Origin of the sequence: Flavobacterium tiangeerense (genome assembly GCF_007830355.1) — a bacterium.
Taxonomy (GTDB): Bacteria; Bacteroidota; Bacteroidia; order Flavobacteriales; family Flavobacteriaceae; genus Flavobacterium; species Flavobacterium tiangeerense.
Window position 1 is genome coordinate 24,427 of record NZ_VLKO01000002.1, and the last position, 18,116, is coordinate 42,542.

An 18,116-nucleotide genomic window follows, 5' to 3' on the forward strand; every position below is an offset into this window, starting at 1 on the left:
TTCATTGTGAAACCTGAAACTTGAAACTAACAAAACTTGAAACAAAAATAAAATGGAATCAGTTCAGTCAATAAAACAGCGCTTTGAGATTATTGGGAATGACCCAAAACTCAATCGTGCCATAGAAAAAGCCATACAAGTTGCCCCTACTGATATCACTGTGTTGGTAACCGGAGAGAGCGGCGTGGGTAAAGAAAATATACCTAGAATCATACACTCACTTTCGCATAGAAAACACGGAAAATACATTGCCGTAAACTGTGGAGCAATTCCCGAGGGAACTATAGATAGTGAACTTTTTGGTCATGAAAAAGGAGCATTTACGGGTGCTACAAGTACCAGAGAAGGCTACTTTGAAGTGGCTGATGGCGGTACCATTTTCCTTGATGAAGTGGGCGAATTACCCCTTACCACACAAGTACGTTTGTTGCGTGTTCTAGAAAATGGTGAGTTTATTAAGGTGGGTTCCTCTCAGGTTCAGAAAACTGATGTTCGAATTGTGGCTGCAACCAATGTCAATTTATTTGATGCCATAGAAAAAGGAAAATTCAGAGAAGATTTATACTATCGTTTGAGTACCGTTGATATCACCTTGCCTCCTTTAAGAGATAGAAAAGACGACATTCACTTATTATTCAGAAAGTTTGTCGCTGATTTTGCACACAAATACAAAATGCCACCACTAAAATTAGAGGAAAGTGCTGTACTAGTGTTGCAAAAATTTCGCTGGAGCGGTAACATTCGCCAGTTAAGAAATGTGGCTGAACAAATTTCAGTTTTAGAGACAAGCAGAGATATTACAGCTACTACATTGCAATCTTACTTGCCAGAACAAGGCAGCAACTTACCATCCGTAATCAAGGATAAAAAAAGTGAAAACGATTTCAGTACGGAAAGAGAAATTTTATACAAAGTCCTTTTTGATATGAAAAGTGATTTGAATGATTTGAAAAAACTGACTTTAGAACTGATTCAGAATGGGAGTTCGAAAGTGCAAGAGACGAATCAAAGTTTGATCAAAAAGATTTACGGATCAAACGAAAATGATAATGAAATAGACTTTGAAGAATCTCCTAGAAACAACCAAATTACAACTTTGAATAACGAAAGTTTGTACCAAGAACCAGAAGAAAACTATTTATTTGCCGAAACAATCGAGGAAGAAGAAACCTTGAGACTAGAGCAGAAAGAAATAGAAATGATCAAAAAATCATTAGAAAAAAACAAAGGAAAACGCAAGGCAGCAGCCGATGAATTAGGAATATCGGAGCGTACTTTATATAGAAAAATCAAACAATTTGACTTATAATTTAATGTTATTAGACTTAACAGGTCAAACAAACAGAAATTAACTATTACTCTTTTACATGAAATACTTAAAATTTATATTTGTCATACTACTCGTTTCCTCGTTACAAGGATGTTCTGTTTACAACTTCACGGGAACCGGTAAAATTGATGCCGAAACGTTTCAGGTAGGTTTTTTTCAAAATAATGCTGAACTTATAGAACCCGGTATTGACAGAACTTTTACACTTGAACTCCAGGATTTAATTCAAAATCAGACTAATTTAAACTTAGTAAAAAATGGTGCCGATTTGACTTATGAAGGAGAAATTGTAGAGTATAGAATTAGTCCAATGACAGCAACTGCTGATCAACGTGCTGCTCAAAACCGATTAACAGTAAGAGTTAATGTGCGTTTTACAAACAAGAAGAAAGAAACAGATAATTTTGAAAAACCATTCTCCTTCTTTTTTGATTATCCCGCAGACCAACAGCTTACCGGAGCAACTTTGAATAATGCCTTGAAAGAAATTTTTGAAAGAATTACACAAGAAATATTTAATGAGTCATTAGCTAAATGGTAAATTAGGATCTATTAAAAAATTAGTTCATAAATCCATTTTGAGCACTGAATAATAACTTTAGCAAAAAAGAGATTACCGAACATTGAACAATTAAAAAATGAATGTAACTGACTTTATCCACATCATAAATAAACCGGATACTATTCATGTGCAACAAACACAAGATTTAGAAAAGGTAATAGATGAATTTCCGTATTTTCAAAGTGCACGAGCGTTACAGCTTAAAGGGCTTTACAACCAAGACAGTTACAAGTACAACAATGCCTTAAAACGAACTGCAGCATATACCACAGACCGAACTATATTGTTTGACTTTATAACATCCGATACTTTTATTTCAATACATACTAGTTTGTATGAAAAGAAAGCTAAAGAAATGCTAGAAATTCAAGTAATTGACAGCGAAACAATTGTTCCTGAAAAAAAATTAGATCAAAAAATTAATACTCTTGAAGAATCGATTTTAACCTCAATTTCTAAATCTAGCACTGTAGCGCCCGAGGAAAGGTCCCATCAAATAGAGGAAAAACTAGCCATAGGAACTCCACTTGATTTTTCAAAACAAGAACAACATTCGTTTCAGGAATGGCTTCAATTATCTCGTACCGAGCCAATAAAACGTGACGAAACAGCACCAGAACCAGAAACTTTAATGGATGAGGAAAAAAGAAAAAAACTAGAACTAATTGACAAGTTTATAGAGACCAGTCCCAAAATCACACCTGGAAAGCATGGTGTATCAATACCCATTACCATTGATATCAATACTACTGATAATTCATCATTAATGACAGAAACGCTCGCACGAGTATATTTAGAACAAAAAAAATATCAAAAAGCAATTCAAGCTTATGAAATATTAATTTTGAAATATCCAGAAAAAAGTAGTTTCTTTGCGAACCGCATTTCGGATATTAAGATTTTACAACATAATAATAATTAAACAATGAGCACATTTTCAATTTTTTTAGTTTTAATAACTATAGTATGTTTTTTATTAATCGTAGTCATAATGGTTCAAAACCCTAAAGGTGGAGGATTATCTTCAAACATTGGAGGTTCTCAAATGCTAGGTGGAGTTCAAAAAACAACTGATTTTTTAGATAAAAGTACATGGACTTTAGCAACGGTTCTTATATTATTGATTTTGTTTTCAAGTTTAAGTTTTACAGGAACGCTAAGTGATACTGATTCTAAAATAATTGAAAACACAAGTACTACTGCGCCTGCTGCACCAGTACAAAACGCTCCAGCAGCTCCAGCTCCAGCAAAATAAATAATATCACATATATATAAAATGCCAGCCTGTCAAAGCTGGCATTTTTTTTAGGAAAATATGTCAGTTCAAGCAAGATGGCACAATTTCTGAAAAACGTTAATCACAACTTTTTAATTTTATATAAAAACATACGACCATGAATTTAAACATTAAACCACTTTCGGATAGAGTTCTAATTGAACCTATGGCTGCTGAAACAAAAACTGCTTCTGGTATCTATATTCCTGATACAGCAAAGGAAAAACCTCAAAAGGGAACCGTTGTTGCAGTAGGAAACGGAACAAAAGAGCATACGATGACAGTGAAAATTGGAGATACCGTACTTTATGGCAAATATGCTGGTACAGAATTGAAACTAGAAGGTGTTGACTACTTAATTATGCGTGAAGACGATATTCTAGCAATAGTATAGACTAGAGAATCCCATAAAGGGAATAAAAAAATTGAAACTTTCAATACTTAAAACAATTTAACAATTTTTGAAAAAATGGCAAAAGATATAAAATTTGATATAGAAGCACGTGACGGATTAAAACGTGGTGTTGATGCATTAGCAAATGCTGTAAAAGTAACCCTTGGTCCAAAAGGACGTAATGTAATCATTGGAAAAGCATTCGGAGGTCCAAACGTAACCAAAGATGGTGTTACCGTAGCCAAAGAAATTGAATTGAAAGACCCATTAGAAAACATGGGAGCTCAAATGGTAAAAGAAGTAGCCTCTAAAACAAATGATTTAGCAGGAGACGGAACTACAACTGCAACTGTTTTGGCACAAGCAATCGTAAAAGAAGGCTTGAAAAACGTAGCTGCTGGAGCAAATCCAATGGACTTAAAGAGAGGAATTGATAAAGCTGTCGAAGCTATCGTTGCCGACTTAGCACAGCAAGCAAAAGTAGTAGGAAGTGATTCTGAGAAAATCAAACAAATTGCTTCTATTTCTGCTAACAATGACGAAGTAATTGGTGAGTTAATCGCTACTGCTTTCGCAAAAGTTGGAAAAGAAGGAGTGATTACGGTTGAAGAAGCTAAAGGCACTGATACGTATGTTGATGTAGTAGAAGGAATGCAATTTGACAGAGGATACCTTTCTCCTTATTTTGTAACTAATTCTGAAAAAATGGAAGTAGAATTAGAGAATCCTTACATCCTTTTATACGACAAAAAAGTTTCTTCACTGAAAGAATTATTACCAGTTCTTGAGCCCGTAGCTCAATCAGGTAAGCCATTATTGATCATTGCTGAAGATGTAGATGGAGAAGCATTATCTACATTGGTAGTAAATAAATTACGTGGAGCCTTGAAAATCGCTGCTGTAAAAGCACCTGGTTTTGGTGACAGAAGAAAAGCAATGCTAGAGGATATTGCTATTCTTACTGGTGGAACAGTAATTTCTGAAGAAAGAGGATACACTCTTGAAAACACTACTATTGAAATGTTAGGTACTTCAAAAAAAGTAACTATCGATAAAGACAATACAACTATTGTAAGTGGTGCTGGTGATGCAGACATGATTAAAAACCGTGTAAATCAAATCAAAGGTCAGATGGAAGCAACAACATCTGATTACGATAAAGAAAAATTACAAGAGCGTTTGGCTAAATTAGCTGGTGGTGTTGCTGTCCTTTACGTAGGAGCTGCATCTGAAGTAGAAATGAAAGAGAAGAAAGACAGAGTTGATGATGCTTTACACGCTACTCGTGCTGCAGTAGAAGAAGGTATTGTTGCTGGTGGTGGTGTTGCATTATTAAGAGCTAAAAATGTTCTAAGCACCATTATTGCAGACAATGCTGATGAAGCTACAGGAATACAAATTGTATCCCGTGCTGTAGAAGCTCCGTTGAGAACTATTGTAGAAAATGCTGGTCTTGAAGGATCTGTTGTAGTAGCGAAAGTAGCTGAGGGTTCAGGAGATTTTGGATATAATGCTAAAACTGACGAATATGTAGATATGCTTGCTGCAGGAATTATTGATCCTAAAAAAGTAACTCGTGTAGCCTTAGAAAATGCGGCCTCAGTAGCTGGTATGATCTTAACTACAGAGTGCGCTCTAATTGACATTAAAGAAGAAAACGCTGGCGGTGGTATGCCAATGGGCGGTGGAATGCCAGGGATGATGTAGTCTTTGTTTAAGAATTATCATTAAAAAACAACTAAATCCGAAGCAAATTGCTTCGGATTTTTTTTAATACAAAGAGAAATGAAAAATATAGTATCTCATAGATTAGAACATACAATTTCAGATAATTTTTATCTGTGGAAATTCTAGAGATTTCTTCTTGAAAATATTAAACTCTTAAACTCCTAAAATTTGAACATAAAAAAAGGATGTAGTGTTCACTACATCCTTTTTTTATTTAAATCAATTGTTGCTAAAGTCCCAATTAAATTACTCTTCTTGAACCTTTGATTTTTTACTAAACTTATAAATAACCGGTACAACTGTTATACCAACTAGTGCTAATACAATCAACTCTATATGCTCTTTTAGATCGATTTGATAATTCTCTAACAGAAAACCATACAAATAATGTCCTGCGAAAATTAAAGTGAATGACCATATAAAAGAACTTACGATGTTATAAAACATAAACTTGTTCTTATCCATAGATACGATTCCTGCCACTATAGGCGCAAATGTTCTGAAAATTGGTAAAAAACGAGCAAAAATAATTGCCTTGCCACCATATTTTTCGAAAAAATCTTTAGACTGAACCAAGTATTTGCGTTTGAACCAAAAGCTATCTTCTTTGTTATACAAATAATAGCCGCTTTTTGAACCAAACCAATATCCCACCACATTTCCTAAAATTCCTGACAACGCAACCAATGTAGATAACAAAACTACATTCAAAAAATCATTGTCAATTATGAATATATTTTCAATTAATTCTCGACTGTAGATCCCAGCCAAAAACAACAAACTATCACCTGGCAGAAAGAAACCTGCAAAAAGACCGGTTTCGGCAAAAACAATAAATAAAACTATATAGATTCCCAACTTGATTCCGTTTATGTCAAAATGGATATAAAAAAGCGGGTCAATTAAATTTTTCCAATCAAATTCGTTCATTCTAAAAATATTTTAAACCTAAATTTATAGTGTGTGAAAGTAAGCATAATAAGTTTCTGGAGCAATATAATGACTTATTTTAAAGTTTTATTAACTATTTAAATTATCTAAATTTACTTTCTTTTATCCGCAATGAAATTTTGGTTTTGCATTTCGAGATTGTAGTCACTTAAAAACATCCTTTTTAAGTGTGAACAACCCTCATTTCTTTCCCCAATATATTTGGGCATTAAAAAAACCAAAGCTTTCACTTTGGTTTTTTATAAAATTATTTTCGTTCGTATTGGCAACAGGTATGAAGCTTTTCATAATCTTCTTGTAACGCCTTGACTTCATTTGTATCATGACCTACTTTTGCAATCGCTTTTTGAATAGTAAGAAGATCGGTTTTCTGCTCGTTCACTATCAAGTATAATGTGCCGCAATCCATATGCCAATCGGCAGATTTCACTCCTGAAACACTCAAAGCCGCTTTCTCGATTCTCTTTTTACACATTTCACAATTCCCACTTACGTGAAATTCAACCTTAGCATTTTTATTTTTTATCTCCTGAGCTTGAACTGTAAATCCAGTAAATACCAGTATCAATACTACTATTATTTTTTTCATCATTTATTTTTTTAAGATTATTTAATTTTAAAACGTAAACCCACATAATACATTTGTCCAAAAACTGGACCATAAACTATTGATGCGTCAAAAGTAGGTCCAAATGGGTTTTCATTACCCAAAATAACATTTTCCTGTTTGTAATTTCCAATATTTTCTCCGCCAACGTACATTTCAAAAGTAGAAGAAAAAGTTCTACTCACTTGAATATTCATCACAGAAAATGACGGCGAAAATTCAGGTAGCCTGTCACCTTCTGGATTTGTTGAACTAGTCGGCAATTGCTGTTTCCCGAGCCAATTAAAAGTATAATCAAACTTCCATTGTTTTCCCTTATCAAGAACATGAGTTTCATATCCTAAATTTCCAAAGAAACGATGTTTTGCCTGCAATGGTCTTTGATAAGCTCCTGATAAATAATCTGTTTGAATGTCATAGAATTTGTATGCTGTTCTCAAATTAAAATGCTTTTTCAGTTCATAATTAAACTCTACTTGCAAACTATTCGCATACGAATTCCCTATTAAGTTATAAAACAAAACCTGTTGCGGACTTTGCAATACATCAACAACAGCTTGATTTTGAAAATCGGTTCTGTAAAAATCAAAACCAACATCAGCACTTTTACCAAAAAGCAAAAAACCCTGCATAAAACTAACTCCGTAATTCCATGCAATTTCAGGATTCAAAACATATATTTTTCCATTCGTATCTAAAAAACTAAACGTTCTTGAACTTGCCAAAAGCTGTTGATTTTCGGCAAAAACATTAGCGCTTCGTTTCCCTCTTCCTGCCGAAAATCGAAAAACTCCTTTCTCCCAAGGATTGTATCGCACATGCAATCTTGGCGTAGCAAAAGTCCCCAAACGATTGTGATTGTCTATTCTACCTCCAAGTACTACGCTAAAGTTATTCGTATTGTCGTACGTATATTCGAAAAAAACACCCGCCGAATTATCAATTCTGCTGTAATCATTTACATTGACAAACTCACCGTATTTATCATACGTGAAGTTCAAACCCGTTGAGAATTCATGTTTCGTATTATTGATAATCGAATTAAAAATCAGATTCGAGTAATAACTTTTTTGTTTAATATTATATTGGTTTAACCCAAAATAAGACTTTTGATCATGGCTATTGAAAGCATTTTGAAAACCTATACTCTGGTAGGGCATCTCCGGAAAAACATATCCTAATTTAGTGGAAACATCAAAACGTTCTGTATTAATTTCGGAACCCCAAGAATTAGTTGTTCCCTTATCCCTCTCTGGATTAAAATTTAATTCTCCCGTTTGTTTTTGATCATTCATATACCGGAAATTGATAAAACTCACCCACCCTTTTGCAGCGTCGGTGTATTGCCAGCGATTCAAAACATTAATTTGTTTTGCTAATGGATTGTCCAGAAAACCATCGTCATTCATATCGTTTTTTGAAACCCTCGTGTTTCCATGAACGAACAAGCTACTGCTCCATTTATCAGAAATTTTCTTGTTGAAATGGGTATTTAATTCAAATCGGGAATCTGTGGAACCATAGAAATTCAGAAAAAATGGAATATCACTGATTGGCTTTATTAATTCGGTATTAATTTGTCCTGAAATACTTTCGAAGCCATTGACTACACTTCCGGCACCTTTGGTAATTTGAATGCTTTCTACCCAAGTTCCAGGCGTAAATGACAATCCATAGGCTTGAGAAGCCCCACGAACCGAAGGAATATTCTCCTCCGTAATCATTAAATAAGGACTTGTTAATCCTAACATTTTTATTTGCTTCGTTCCCGTTAATGCGTCCGAAAAATTAACATCAATTGAAGGATTTGTTTCGAAACTTTCTGCCAAATTACAACAAGCAGCTTTGAGTAATTCTTTGCTTGTCATTGTTGTAGTATTTGCCGTAAGGCTGTATGATTTTTTTAAACTTTTACGTTCATTCTGCACTTTAATCTCCTGCAAAGTATCTTGCGAAAACGAATTATACCCAGAAAATAAGAACAATAAAAGTATTGAAATTTGTTTTTTCATTATTGATTTTTAATGTTTTAAAAAATACAAAACCACAAAAAATATGATTTAACTTTTGTAAAAACATTAAAACTAAGCGTAGAAAATATATTGGTGGTATAATTTAAAAAAAGGAGGCGCATTTGCATCGCAGTAATACGAAGTAAATGCGTTTTTTTTAAAATTTGAAACGAATGAAAACACGGAAGAATTCCATTCATTTGATTGCAAAATAAAATCCGAATGAAAGAGACTGTTTTTTGGATTAAAGTATCTGTTTTCTTTTCAAATTTAACCTCTTTGTCTTTGCAACAATGTGATTCTTTTTCAACAAAACCACAACAATCTTTCTCTAATTCTTTATCTTGAATAGGTGTCTTAAGAGTAACCGAAGTAATATCATTACCACAATAACGAACATTAAATGCGAATCCAATATTGGAAACCAATACGAAAAAAGCAAGAAGTAAACTTATATGTCTATTAAATTTCACCTTGCAAAATTAGTGATTTTATCATATCAAAAAATCAAATTATTATAAAAAAAAGAATCTCACCTTCTCTTTTGATAGTAAAAACCAGCAACAAACAGCAATAAAAAAATCGGTTGTATGATAAATCTCCGAATGTAAAACAGATGCCATTTTTGATTCTCGTACGAAATGTTGGCAACAGTAAAAAAACCAATGATCAAAACCGCAAAAAACAACAAATACAAAACCAAAGATAATTTTACCAATTCAATTTCATTAAATACAAAATAAATAATACCTAATGACAACACAGTATTTATGGCATATCGAAAAAACAACACTATAAAATAAGCATAATTTGAAACATCGGGTAGACTCAAACTAGAAAAATCTTTTTTAAAAAACTCCAACAAAGGATCATTAAACAATTGATTTTCGTAGGCTCTAACTAGAATTATTAGAAAAAGCAATATTACAATGGCTAAGATTCTAAATATTTTATTTTGTTTTTTTTGACGCATACTTTGAATGTTTTTGAACCCAATAAATCCATAAAATAAAAACAACACCATAAATATAAAGCGGAAAAATTACCCCATGCAATAAAGGTTCTTGTTCAGGATAATGAAAAATCAACGAACTTAACAATGCTATTCGTATCACATTGAGTACATAAATAAACAAACTACCCAAGACAATATATAAAATCGTTGGTTTGAATCTTCCTGAAAAAGCAATTATAAATGAGGCAAATAAAATAATGACACTCATAGCATTGCATCCCTCCACAATTTTAGCTACGTATTTTCCACAATAAATCAATTTGATATAATCTTGAGATACATCTTTAATCACATAAGATCCCTCAGTGAATACTTGAAGTATTTGGGCCGTATTTATACTTACAACTCTAGTAAAACCATCAACTTCATTATTTTCATAAGTTCCAAGATAATATTGATAACACAATGTAAAAATCAAATAACTTATAAAAAACAAACCTAAGAATTGTAAAAAGGGTTTGTAGCGTTCTAAATATTTTTTCAAAATAAAATTTTTAACAAATTTATGTAAAATAAAGAAATCTCTTTAAATACTTTTGTACTAACTAAAATTTAAGAAAAATGACATTTCAAGATTTAAAACCAAAAGTAACCGAAATCATAGCACGTCCTGAACAAACAAGAGACGAAAAATTATTAGAAATTTGCCAATTATTAAGTAGCTCTATTTCCTACTATAATTGGGTTGGATTTTATTTTGCTAATCATGAAGCCAAAACTTTACATTTAGGCCCTTATGTAGGCGCAGAAACAGATCATACTGTAATCCCTTTCGGAAAAGGAATTTGCGGACAAGTGGCTGAGTCAAATGCTAATTTTGTAGTACCCGATGTAAGCGCTCAAGACAATTATATTGCTTGTAGTTTTACCGTAAAATCTGAAATTGTTGTACCCCTTTTTGTAAACGGACAAAACATAGGTCAAATTGATATTGATAGCCATGTTATAGATCCTTTTAGTGAAGAAGATGAACGTTTCTTGGAATTTGTAAATCAAGAAGTGGCTAAATTGTACTAAAATAACTATATTAGCTTTTATTAAACTCCTATATGTCTAAAAATCTATTCATTGTAGTACTACTTTTAATAACTTTCAGTTCATTTTCACAAAAATCTAAAGACGGAAAAGTGTTTTTAGATTCAACCTGGAATGAGACTACTGAAGCAAATCATAAATATTTTAGAATAATCAAGGATTATTATTCTGACAAAGACAACTACAGTATCTCTGATTATTACAAATCAGGGAAATTACAAATGAATGGCACCTCAAAATACAAAGACCGTTTAATAAAAGAGGGGCAATTTGTATATTATTATGAAAATGGTAAAAAAAAATCTTTAGAGAACTATGTTAACGGCTTACAAATTGGCAAACAATATAATTGGTATCAAAACGGACAAGTAAAATCAGAAACTGAAAATTTCATAGATGAAAACGATCATTATCCTAATTACAAAATTATTCAATTTTGGGATTCCGATGGTAACCAAAAAATAATTGACGGAAATGGTGAATATGAAACTAAAAATAATGAATTCTATGAAATCGGCAAAATAGAAAATGGTTTAAAACACGGAATTTGGCAGGGCGCTATTAAATCATCTAATCTTACTTTTCAAGAAACTTATGACAAAGGAAAACTTATAAAAGGAACCAGTACTGATTCTCAAAATATAAAATACGAATATACAGCGATATCAAGCATGCCAGGACCCAAAAAGGGAATAAAACACTTTTATCAATTTTTTGGTTATAATTTTAAAATATCTAATGAAGCGAGAAATAAAAATATTATTGGACGACTGCTATTAACTTTTAATATAGAAGGCGATGGGAGCGTTTCTGAAATAAAAGTTATAAATGGATTAGGTTACGGATTGGATCAAGAGGCGATTCGATTAGTCAAGCTTTACAAGGAATGGACACCTGCTAAAAGCAGAGGTATTGGATATAAAGTACCGTATACTCTTCCCATTAGTATTCAATAAAAATAAAATTACATCTACCAAACTAATATGTGATTCAATCCTTATTAAAATAAATACCGATTATTGTTTCCTTATTGATAAATATTTTTTACTTTTGCACCCGTCTACCAATAGATGGCAGACATACATAAGAATCATTAAATAATATTGGAATGTATTTAACTAAAGAGATTAAAGAAGAAATCTTCGCACAACACGGAGAAAAAACGAATACTGGAAAAGCTGAAGCGCAGATTGCTTTATTCACTTTCAGAATTAGCCACTTAACGGAGCACTTGAAAAAAAATCGTCATGATTATAACACAGAGCGCTCATTAGTATTACTAGTAGGTAAAAGAAGATCGTTGTTAGATTACTTGAAAAAGAAAGAAATCAACAGATACCGTGAAATTATCAAAGTATTGAATATCAGAAAATAATCAATAGAAAAGAGGTGCGAAAGTGCCTCTTTTTTTATTTTATATATTATTGTCTTAAATCACTTCAGAAGTCCTGACACAAAAGGGATTAGAGCTAAGACAAAATCACACAATCAATTCATTTGAATTGATCATTAAAAAAAGTTTGGTTTTTCATTGGGTTTTAGGCATTAACTACGCAAAACAACAACTACAACACAACTAGAACCCATGTTTAACTAAAAAATTAAATTTATGATTCCACAATTATTTGTAGAAAGTATCGATTTAGGTGATGGCAGAAGCATCACAATCGAGACAGGTCGTTTAGCCAAACAAGCTGATGGATCTGTAGTAGTAAGAATTGGAAAAACTGTTATTTTAGGTACAGTTGTTTCCGCAAGAAAAGCAAGTCCTGGTATTGATTTTTTACCATTAACGGTAGATTATCGTGAAAAATTTGCCGCAGCAGGTCGTTTTCCTGGAGGTTTCTTTAAAAGAGAAGCACGCCCTAGTGACAACGAAGTATTAACCATGAGATTGGTAGACCGTGTTTTACGTCCGCTTTTCCCAGATGATTACCATGCTGAAGTTCAAGTTATGATTCAATTGATGTCTCATGACGAGGATGTGATGCCAGATGCATTAGCAGGATTAGCAGCTTCGGCAGCACTTGCATTGTCTGATATTCCATTTGAAACTTTAATTTCTGAGGCTAGAGTTGGACGTATTGATGGTAAATTCATTATCAACCCTTCTCGCGCACAATTAGCATTGTCAGACATTGACATGATGATTGGAGCTTCAACCGATTCTATCGCCATGGTAGAAGGTGAAATGAAAGAGATTTCAGAAGCAGAAATGCTAGAAGCAATTAAATTTGCTCATGAACACATCAAAGTACAAATTGCTGCACAAGAAAGATTAGCTGCCGCTTTTGGAAAAAAAGAAGTGCGCACTTACGAAACTGAAAAATCTGATGAAGCTATTTACGCTAAAGTAAAAGCTGCGTCTTACGATAAAATATATGCTATTGCAAGCAAAGGTTCTTCTAAACAAGAACGTACTGCTGCATTTGCAGAAGTAAAAGAAGAAGTAAAAGCTTTATTTACTGAAGAAGAATTGGCTGAAAATGGAGATTTAGTTTCCAAATATTTCTACAAAACCAATAAAGAAGCAGTTCGTAACGTAACCCTAGATTTAGGAACTCGTCTTGACGGAAGAAAAACAACTGAAATCAGACCAATCTGGTGTGAGGTAGATTATTTACCATCAGTACACGGATCTGCATTGTTTACACGTGGAGAAACACAAGCTTTGGCTACAGCTACTTTAGGAACTTCTAGAGAAGCTAACCAAATTGACTCTCCATCTGAACAAGGTGAAGAAAAATTCTACTTGCATTACAACTTCCCTCCTTTCTCAACTGGTGAAGCTCGTCCTTTAAGAGGAACTTCAAGAAGAGAAGTTGGTCACGGAAACTTGGCACAACGCGCCTTGAAAAACATGATTCCTGCTGATTGTCCTTATACAATTCGTGTAGTTTCTGAAGTATTAGAATCGAATGGTTCGTCTTCTATGGCTACCGTTTGTGCTGGTACATTATCATTAATGGACGCTGGTATCCAAATGATTCGTCCAGTTTCTGGAATTGCAATGGGATTGATTACTGACGGAGAACGTTTTGCTGTATTGTCTGACATTCTTGGTGATGAAGATCATTTAGGAGACATGGACTTTAAAGTAACTGGAACTTCTGAAGGAATTACCGCTTGTCAAATGGACATCAAGATTGATGGTTTGAAATACGAGATTATGGAAGCTGCATTAGCTCAAGCTCGTGACGGTCGTTTGCATATTCTTGGAAAATTAATTGAAACTCTTGCTGCTCCAAAAGAAGATGTGAAACCATACGCTCCAAAAATCATCACCAGAACTATTCCTGGTAACTTTATTGGTGCATTGATTGGACCTGGTGGAAAAGTGATTCAAGAATTACAAAAAGCTACTGGAACAACTATCGTAATCAACGAGGTAGACGAGCAAGGTGTAATTGAAATTTTAGGTACTGATCCTGCTGGAATTGAAGCAGTATTGGCTAAAATTCAATCTATTACCTTCAAACCACAAATGGGTGAAGCTTACGAAGTGAAAGTAATTAAAATGCTTGATTTTGGTGCCGTAGTAGAATATACAGCTGCTCCAGGAAATGAAGTATTGTTACACGTATCTGAACTAGCTTGGGAAAGAACTGAAAACGTTACTGATGTTGTAAACATGGGCGATGTGTTTCAAGTGAAATACCTAGGACTTGATCCAAAAACTAGAAAAGAAAAAGTATCTCGTAAAGCACTTATCGCTAGACCTCCACGCGAGGAGAAAAAAGAGTAATCAGATCTTAGTTTACTAAAGGTTTATTTATAGAAAATCCCGTTCGCAATGCGAACGGGATTTTTGTTTTAGGATTGAATTTATAAATAAAAAACCCAGAGCAAGTCTGGGTTTATCTTATTTTTTTATAGTGCAGCACTAAAGCAAATGAATAGTAGGGCACTTAATAGGGTGCAAAGATACAAATAAAACTTTATTTTGTTACAATAATTATCATTAATATTGGTAACCTACCTTATTAATGATAATCTCTTTGATTGCCTCGTTTTCAGAATGCTTAAAAAACAAAGCATTCAAATCATTTTCTAAATCATTTTTTCTCTCGTTAGAAATTGATTTCAAAACAAATGAAATTATTTTTATGGCGGAATCTAATGAATGTCTATTATTACCATTAAAACTTATACTTGGCAATAACGCAATTCCTTTTGGTGTCATAAAATCAAATAACACACCTCCGTGCGCACATGTATTCCTCACATACACAATGGTATCAAACAAATTTATAAATTTTGATAAATTCAAAACACCGTATTGATTAGCAATTTTTAATTTTAACTCATTATCAAGTAATGATTTGAAAGTTTTGAGTACTGCACCAAATGTAAAAAACTCTAATGTTTTCCAAGCAGGTGCATACAAATCATTTATATTATTTGAATGGTGCAATTTTATAGTTTTATTTGTTCTTTTAAAATCATCATTGTAATATTTTCCAATTGTTTTGATATAACTGTGATTGATAACTCTAGGATTGATAAACCAAGTTGGAGAAGATTTGTATTTATTAGAAACATAATAAACTAATTTTGTCCTAAAATTAATTTCTATTCTGTTCAAGTATTTCAAAAGTAAATTTCTCAAATCGACATCCAAGTAATATAAAGTAACAGCATTAGAGAATAAAGTACCTTCTTGAAATTGATGGCTTGCATTTATTTCAAAAGGATGCCAATAAAATCCTAATCGATAATAACCAATATCCAGCAAAATTTCTTTCACTTTTTCAGGCTCTAAATCTAAAATCATTCCTCTTTCTTGAAGTTTTAAAATCTGATTATCAACATCTGTCGCAATACCTGCCATCGTTTTTTCTCACAAAGATGGACTTTATTTTGATAATAAATAATCAAACTTATACACAAATAAACCTAGTTTTTAACAATGCATTCTTTTTATTACACTTTTAAAAAACTATATTTGTTACATAACTAAAATCAGTATTGAAAAGATAAATAGATAATATATAACAACATATAAAAATTAGCGTTTAGCGAAAATTCCTGTATCTGAAATCGACCAAATTTTAAATACCTACAGGAGAGTTTAAGTTAACGTTCATGCCAAAGGCGTGGGCGTTGCTTTACTTTGTAGGTAGGGTTCTTGGTCGGACCTCAGATACGAGTATTGCAATTAGCCTACGCTTCTTTTTTGTTACTCCAACAAAAACATGAAACTATACGCAACGGTCGAATCCCTCTTAAAAAATGAACCCAATTTTGTAACCGATGACGGTGACTTGAAAAAGTGGGTCATCATTAGCAAAGCACAAAATTGCGATACAGAATTAATCTCCTTATTACTGGAAAATCCAGAAATTAAAACTCGTTTTTTTATTCCTGTTAAAGATATCATGGTTTTTAATCAAGCCTTATTTATTGAATTTATGGAGCAAAAGAATTATCTGAACGATAGTTTTACGGCTTATAAAAACAAAATAGGATTAACAATTGACGGCAAATTCTTAAACCAACGAAACGAAGTAGCTTTAGTCTGGCCTTATAAAGATTGTATTCTCGAAGGAGGACAAAGTCGAGAAGAAGACAAACGAGAAGAAATTTTCTTTAATGAAATCTTGGCACAAGACGAAATCAACCAATTGTTAGACCCAAAAGTTTTTACCAATGCCAAAACGTATAGCCCTCTAACCCCCGAAGGGGGAATCTTTGAAGGATTTACAAGAAATGAGCAAGGTACCATAACCGATAATTTGATTATAAAAGGGAATAACTTGTTGGCTTTGCATTCTTTAAAAGAAGAGTTTGCTGGAAAAGTAAAGCTCATTTATATCGACCCACCCTATAATACAGGTAGTGATAGTTTTGGGTATAATGACAATTTTAATCATTCTACTTGGTTGACTTTTATGAAGAATCGATTGGAAGTTGCGAAGTCTTTATTAAGTTCTTCGGGTATTTTTCTTGTTCAATGTAGTTTTCATCAATTTGCCTATTTAAAAGTATTAATGAATGATATTTTTGAAAAGCATTTATGTGATTTTAATATTCAAGTTAGACATCCAGATAGAGCATTGACAGGAGATAAAGAATATAATGATGTAGTTGAATATTTACTTATCTATTCTAATGATATTCAGCGTAAAATGCCTTTCCAAGAAGTCCTAAAAACTATTGATGATTATACTTTAGAAGTTATTATTAATGACGATGTTGTTCCTGAAATAATTAAATGTGATAACAAACTAGTTGAAGTTTATTATCCCAATCAATACAAAGTAAATAATATTAATGCGAACGAAAATGGATTAAAAAAAATTAGTATTAGGGGATCAATAAGAGAAAAAAATAGTAGTGGTAGATTTTTTGTTAAACATCTAGAGCATTTAAAAGGCTATCCATCAGAAACATTATTTAAAGTTCCTGATATGGGAGATGATGCTGTTAGTTATAGGTATTTCTATTCAGCACCAGATAAAAAGAAAAATGGAGGTTATTTTCAAGGAATGCCAACGAGTTCAAATATTACAAAGAAACAATATTCCAATTTCTATAATTTTGAAAAGGAATATAATAATGTTTCTAAACAAGGAGGGGTGGAATTTAGAAATGGTAAAAAGCCAGAAGAATTATTGAAATTCATAATTGAACTTTTTACAAACACAGATGATTTGGTTTTAGATTATCATTTAGGAAGTGGAACTACTGCTTCCGTTTGTCATAAATTGAATAGGCGATACATCGGAATTGAGCAAATGCAAAATCAAATTGATTTGTCTCTTACAAGATTAAATAATGTGATTTCTGGAGACTCAACTGGAATTTCAAAATCCGTCAATTGGCAAGGTGGTGGTTCTTTCACTTATATAGAACTCAAAAAATACAATCAAACTTTTTTAGATAAAATTGTAGAAGCTAAAGACAGCAAGACTTTGTTAGAGATTTGGGAGGAAATGAAAAACAAATCTTTTTTGAATTACAATATCGCTATTCAAAAACAAGAAGAACACATAGAAGACTTCAAAAAATTGGAGTTCTCAGCACAACAAGCACTCTTAATTTCTTTATTGGATAAAAATCAATTGTATGTTAATCTTTCTTCTTTAGAAGATAAAGATTTTGAGTGTACAGAAAGTGAACTCAAGGTAACTAAAGATTTTTATCAACTGAAAAAGTAACCCAATATTGATATTTCGACAAAGGAGAAATCACATCCGATTGATT

The 18,116-nt window shown here is 32.6% G+C and carries 17 protein-coding genes and 1 pseudogene; 11 read left to right on the top strand and 7 right to left on the bottom strand.

The window, feature by feature from the left end; genetic code table 11:
- The first annotated feature begins 52 nt into the window (after window positions 1–52).
- The 6 genes from IQ05_RS01770 (at window position 53) to groL (ending at window position 5,269) form a co-directional block, all read left to right on the top strand.
- On the top strand, window positions 53–1,309 hold the full coding sequence (locus IQ05_RS01770) for a sigma-54 interaction domain-containing protein (protein WP_144889253.1): 1,257 nt from the start codon (window positions 53–55) through the stop codon (window positions 1,307–1,309).
- Window positions 1,310–1,367: 58 nt separating this feature from the next.
- Window positions 1,368–1,871 (top strand): LptE family protein, encoded by a 504-nt coding sequence (locus IQ05_RS01775; protein ID WP_144889255.1) that lies wholly within the window; start codon window positions 1,368–1,370, stop codon window positions 1,869–1,871.
- A 97-nt stretch (window positions 1,872–1,968) separates the two neighbouring features.
- Entirely contained in the window at window positions 1,969–2,814 is an 846-nt protein-coding gene (locus tag IQ05_RS01780) for a tetratricopeptide repeat protein (RefSeq protein ID WP_144889257.1), read from the top strand.
- A gap of 3 nt (window positions 2,815–2,817) precedes the next feature.
- Window positions 2,818–3,147, top strand: coding sequence for a preprotein translocase subunit SecG (gene secG / locus IQ05_RS01785; RefSeq protein WP_144889259.1), 330 nt, complete (start codon window positions 2,818–2,820; stop codon window positions 3,145–3,147).
- Window positions 3,148–3,286: 139 nt separating this feature from the next.
- Window positions 3,287–3,562 (top strand): co-chaperone GroES, encoded by a 276-nt coding sequence (locus IQ05_RS01790; RefSeq protein ID WP_144889261.1) that lies wholly within the window; start codon window positions 3,287–3,289, stop codon window positions 3,560–3,562.
- A 75-nt stretch (window positions 3,563–3,637) separates the two neighbouring features.
- Window positions 3,638–5,269, top strand: coding sequence for a chaperonin GroEL (gene groL, locus IQ05_RS01795; RefSeq protein ID WP_144889263.1), 1,632 nt, complete (start codon window positions 3,638–3,640; stop codon window positions 5,267–5,269).
- 267 nt (window positions 5,270–5,536) lie between these two features.
- Here the strand turns inward: groL and IQ05_RS01800 are convergent, their stop codons facing one another.
- From IQ05_RS01800 to xrtF, 6 genes and pseudogenes are all read right to left on the bottom strand, one after another.
- Window positions 5,537–6,220, bottom strand: coding sequence for a DedA family protein (locus IQ05_RS01800; RefSeq protein WP_144889265.1), 684 nt, complete (start codon window positions 6,218–6,220; stop codon window positions 5,537–5,539).
- Between the two features lie 268 nt (window positions 6,221–6,488).
- Complete coding sequence (locus tag IQ05_RS01805) at window positions 6,489–6,833, bottom strand: heavy-metal-associated domain-containing protein (protein ID WP_167496922.1); 345 nt, start codon at window positions 6,831–6,833, stop codon at window positions 6,489–6,491.
- A gap of 14 nt (window positions 6,834–6,847) precedes the next feature.
- Window positions 6,848–8,860: a TonB-dependent receptor plug domain-containing protein gene (locus IQ05_RS01810; protein WP_144889269.1), complete on the bottom strand. Its 2,013-nt coding sequence runs from the start codon at window positions 8,858–8,860 to the stop codon at window positions 6,848–6,850.
- 72 nt (window positions 8,861–8,932) lie between these two features.
- Window positions 8,933–9,333: pseudogene (locus IQ05_RS01815) on the bottom strand (HYC_CC_PP family protein).
- 59 nt (window positions 9,334–9,392) lie between these two features.
- A complete protein-coding gene (locus IQ05_RS01820; RefSeq protein WP_158634566.1) occupies window positions 9,393–9,833 on the bottom strand; it encodes an exosortase F system-associated membrane protein in 441 nt (146 codons plus the stop codon).
- Window positions 9,811–10,359 carry an exosortase family protein XrtF gene (gene xrtF / locus IQ05_RS01825; protein ID WP_144889273.1) on the bottom strand — a complete coding sequence of 183 codons (549 nt, stop codon included), beginning with the start codon at window positions 10,357–10,359 and terminating at the stop codon, window positions 9,811–9,813. The genes IQ05_RS01820 and xrtF overlap by 23 nt, the downstream gene beginning before the upstream one ends.
- Before the next feature lie 77 nt (window positions 10,360–10,436).
- Here xrtF and IQ05_RS01830 point away from each other — a divergent pair, with 77 nt between their 5' ends.
- The 4 genes from IQ05_RS01830 to IQ05_RS01845 all read left to right on the top strand — a co-directional run bounded on the left by IQ05_RS01830 (window position 10,437) and on the right by IQ05_RS01845 (window position 14,655).
- Window positions 10,437–10,892, top strand: a complete 456-nt coding sequence (locus IQ05_RS01830; protein WP_144889275.1) for a GAF domain-containing protein — start codon at window positions 10,437–10,439, stop codon at window positions 10,890–10,892.
- 32 nt (window positions 10,893–10,924) lie between these two features.
- Window positions 10,925–11,866, top strand: a complete 942-nt coding sequence (locus IQ05_RS01835; protein ID WP_144889277.1) for an energy transducer TonB — start codon at window positions 10,925–10,927, stop codon at window positions 11,864–11,866.
- Between the two features lie 152 nt (window positions 11,867–12,018).
- Window positions 12,019–12,285, top strand: a complete 267-nt coding sequence (rpsO, locus tag IQ05_RS01840; protein ID WP_144889279.1) for a 30S ribosomal protein S15 — start codon at window positions 12,019–12,021, stop codon at window positions 12,283–12,285.
- Between the two features lie 234 nt (window positions 12,286–12,519).
- A complete protein-coding gene (locus IQ05_RS01845; RefSeq protein ID WP_144889281.1) occupies window positions 12,520–14,655 on the top strand; it encodes a polyribonucleotide nucleotidyltransferase in 2,136 nt (711 codons plus the stop codon).
- Between the two features lie 216 nt (window positions 14,656–14,871).
- Here the strand turns inward: IQ05_RS01845 and IQ05_RS01850 are convergent, their stop codons facing one another.
- Window positions 14,872–15,741 carry an Abi family protein gene (locus IQ05_RS01850; protein WP_144889283.1) on the bottom strand — a complete coding sequence of 290 codons (870 nt, stop codon included), beginning with the start codon at window positions 15,739–15,741 and terminating at the stop codon, window positions 14,872–14,874.
- Between the two features lie 364 nt (window positions 15,742–16,105).
- On the opposite strand from IQ05_RS01850, the gene IQ05_RS01855 reads away from it, so the two are divergent.
- Complete coding sequence (locus IQ05_RS01855; RefSeq protein WP_144889285.1) at window positions 16,106–18,070, top strand: DNA methyltransferase; 1,965 nt, start codon at window positions 16,106–16,108, stop codon at window positions 18,068–18,070.
- Window positions 18,071–18,116: the final 46 nt, after the last annotated feature.